The sequence below is a fragment of the Pseudoalteromonas sp. NZS71 genome (assembly GCF_015864715.1).
GTDB lineage: Bacteria > Pseudomonadota > Gammaproteobacteria > Enterobacterales > Alteromonadaceae > Pseudoalteromonas > Pseudoalteromonas arctica.
On the sequence record NZ_JADYWS010000061.1, the window covers coordinates 1 to 3,484 of the forward strand.

Consider the following 3,484-nt stretch of genomic DNA (forward strand, 5'->3'; position numbering starts at 1 on the left):
TGAAGGTCTTCGTTTTGCTATCCGTGAAGGTGGTCGTACTGTAGGTGCTGGTGTTGTAGCAACTATCGTAGCGTAATTATTAGCCTAGCTAATTGTTACCAAAAAGCCCGAGCTTAGTCTCGGGCTTTTTAATGTCTATAATAAAGTGTCATATGAAGGTGGCGCTCTTACTTTAGGCGTAGGTGCGTTGTAGTAACGTTCAAAGCGTAATTTTTAGCCTAGCTAATTGTTACCAAAAAGCCCGAGCTTAGTCTCGGGCTTTTTAATGACTAAAATAAAGAGTGATTTGAAGGTGAGAATCTCACATTAGACGAAGATGCTTGGTAACAACATTCAAAATATTATTGGTATTAATAAAAAACCCGAGCCTAGCCCGGGTTTCGATAAGTTATGAATATGCCATAATTGGCTGAAAACTATTCAATATTTTGGATCTGTTCTCTCATTTGTTCAATCAACACTTTTAACTCTACAGCGGCAGTAGTGATGTCACTATTGATAGACTTAGATGCTAGCGTGTTAGCTTCACGATTAAATTCTTGCATCATAAAATCTAGGCGGCGGCCACATGCGCCACCTTTTTTAAGGATTTTTTTAGTTTCTTTAACGTGAGACTTTAAACGATCTAATTCTTCAGCTACATCTTGTTTTTGAGCAAGATAAATAAGTTCTTGTTCAAGGCGTGACTCGTCAATGTTTGCTGTTAAGTCTTCTAGCTTTTGAGCCAGTTTTTCACGCTGCCACTTAGCAATCTCAGGCATATGCGTTTCTACAATTTCTACTTGCTCTAAAATCGCATCAAGGCGGATTGCTATCATTTCTTCAAGGTTTGCACCTTCATCGCCACGAGCTGATTTAAAATCTTCGATTACTTGATCAAGACCAGCAATTAGTGCTGTATTAACGCTATCCATATCAAGTTCTTCAGCTTCCATAACACCAGGCCAACGTAATATATCAACAGGATTAATGTCGCCATTACTTTGCTGTTGAACCCATTTAGCGCTATTTATAAGTTGCTCAGCAAGGGCTTGGTTAATTGATAGCTCACCAACATGGGCAGGATTTGCTACAAACTTTAAAAAAACCTCAACTTTACCGCGTTGTAAGTGTTTGCGTAAACGCTCACGAATAACTGGCTCCATGCCACGAAATTGCTCTGGTGCGCGAATAAATGTTTCAAGGTAACGCTGGTTCACTGAACGAACTTCCCAAGTGCCAGTTCCCCAATCGCCTTTTATTTCGCGACGCGCATAAGCTGTCATACTGTGGATCATGGATATTTTCCTAAATTTATAAATACAATATTATGATGATTATACCGTAACACCGCTTAAGCTCTAGGGAAAATTTAATACACTGAATATTTTGCATACAGCTATTTATTTAAATCAGCATGGTATCTATACCCACATACACTTATAATGTCGCAAATTCTGAATTAAGGGGATCGTCAATGCGTCCAAGCGAAAGAACACCTAACCAAATTAGACCTGTTACATTTACACGTAATTATACTTTGCATGCTGAAGGCTCAGTACTTGTTGAGTTTGGTAACACCAAAGTACTTTGTACAGCTACTGTCGAATCGGGCGTTCCTCGTTTCATGAAAGGTCAGGGTAAAGGTTGGATCAATGCTGAATACGGTATGTTACCGCGAGCAACGCATACGCGTAATGCTCGAGAAGCTGCACGTGGTAAGCAGGGCGGTCGTACTATGGAAATTCAACGTTTAATTGCACGTGCACTGCGTGCTGCTGTTGATTTAAAAGCACTTGGCGAAAACACAATCACCATTGACTGTGATGTAATCCAAGCAGATGGCGGTACACGTACTGCTTCTATAAGTGGTGCATGTGTTGCACTTGTTGATGCGCTAACGCATATGCGTGCCAAGGGTATGATTAATTCAAACCCACTTAAACATATGATTGCGGCTATTTCAGTAGGTATATACAAAGGCCAAGCAATTAGCGATTTAGAATATATTGAAGATTCAGCAGCAGAAACTGATATGAATGTAATTTTAACCGAAACAGGTAAAATTATAGAAATTCAAGGTACAGCCGAAGGCGAACCTTTCTCGTTTGATGAGCTAGATGAGTTACTTACTTTAGCTAAACATTCTATTCGTGAAATCATTGACGTACAAAAGCAAGCATTAGCATAAATAGGTAGGCCACTAGATATGAAAGATTATCAAAAAGAGTTTATAGAATTTGCTCTAGAGAAGCAGGTATTAAAATTTGGTGAGTTTACTTTAAAGTCAGGGCGCATAAGTCCTTACTTTTTTAATGCCGGTTTGTTTAATACAGGTCGTGACTTAGCACGTTTAGGTCGTTTTTATGCATCAGCATTAGAAGATTCAGCGATAGAGTACGATGTACTATTTGGTCCCGCGTATAAGGGTATCCCAATAGCGACAACGACGGCAGTTGCATTAGCAGATCACCATGATAAAGATGTACCGTACTGTTTTAACCGTAAAGAGAAAAAAGCACACGGTGAAGGTGGTACATTAGTAGGCTCAGAACTCAATGGCAAAATAATGCTAGTTGATGATGTAATTACCGCAGGTACCGCTATTCGTGAGTCTATGGAAATTATTGCACAAAATGGTGCAGACCTTAGTGGTGTTTTAATTGCATTAGATCGCCAAGAAAAAGGTAAAGCCGAGTTATCAGCTATTCAAGAAGTTGAACGCGACTTTAATACCAAAGTAATTTCTATTGTAAAATTAGCAGACCTTATTAGCTACCTTGAAAACCAAGGAACGATGGGCGAGCATTTAGCCTCAGTTAAAGCTTACCGTGATCAATACGGCGTAGCATAAATAAAAAGCCTCGCAGTGCGGGGCTTTATTTTGACCTTCATTCATAGAGTTTATTAATGAAAGATGTATTAAAACCAAATGGCTTAGGCCTCAAACGCGTTTTCAAAGCAACCTATTGCTCCTATCTTGGCTTTAAAGCAGCATTTAAAGAAGAAGCTGCATTTAGACAAGAGCTATTACTAAGCCTTATATTATTCCTCACTTCATTTTGGCTTGCTTCATCATTATTACACTGGGCAATACTAATTAGCTCACTGCTTATTATTCTAATTGTTGAATTGCTAAACTCTGCCATTGAAGCATTAACAGATCGAGTAAGTACAGAATTGCATGTATTGTCAGGTAGAGCCAAAGATATGGGATCTGCAGCCGTAACACTTTCATTAACGATCGTATTGATCATATGGGGTGTAAGTCTTTATATGAAGATCGTTTAAGCTTACTTTTAATATTAGTGAAGTTTAAACACCTTTAGTTGTTAATAATTTGCTAGTTATGTTGTATTTTTAACGTGTTTAGCTCAAATACTCAGCGAACAGCACATTATTTCAAGTTTTCTTCAAAAAAGGGTTGATCTGTTTTCGGATCTCCCTATAATGCGACCCACTGAGACGGGAAACGCCAACGCATAGCGAGGCACGAACAACTCAG

The 3,484-nt window shown here is 38.9% G+C and carries 4 protein-coding genes and 1 pseudogene; 4 read left to right on the forward strand and 1 reads right to left on the reverse strand.

The window, feature by feature from the left end:
- Positions 1-76: pseudogene (locus tag I6E85_RS20620) on the forward strand (elongation factor Tu); the annotation flags it as partial.
- A gap of 340 nt (positions 77-416) precedes the next feature.
- Here the strand turns inward: I6E85_RS20620 and I6E85_RS20625 are convergent.
- Positions 417-1,277 (reverse strand): YicC/YloC family endoribonuclease, encoded by an 861-nt coding sequence (locus I6E85_RS20625; RefSeq protein WP_002958889.1) that lies wholly within the window; start codon positions 1,275-1,277, stop codon positions 417-419.
- 179 nt (positions 1,278-1,456) lie between these two features.
- Between I6E85_RS20625 and rph the strand changes: the two genes are divergently transcribed.
- The 3 genes from rph to I6E85_RS20640 are packed head-to-tail and all read left to right on the forward strand — an operon-like array spanning position 1,457 to position 3,270.
- Entirely contained in the window at positions 1,457-2,170 is a 714-nt protein-coding gene (rph, locus tag I6E85_RS20630; protein WP_002958890.1) for a ribonuclease PH, read from the forward strand.
- An 18-nt stretch (positions 2,171-2,188) separates the two neighbouring features.
- On the forward strand, positions 2,189-2,833 hold the full coding sequence (gene pyrE / locus I6E85_RS20635) for an orotate phosphoribosyltransferase (RefSeq protein WP_007583381.1): 645 nt from the start codon (positions 2,189-2,191) through the stop codon (positions 2,831-2,833).
- Positions 2,834-2,889: 56 nt separating this feature from the next.
- Positions 2,890-3,270, forward strand: a complete 381-nt coding sequence (locus I6E85_RS20640) for a diacylglycerol kinase (protein ID WP_024591295.1) — start codon at positions 2,890-2,892, stop codon at positions 3,268-3,270.
- Positions 3,271-3,484: the final 214 nt, after the last annotated feature.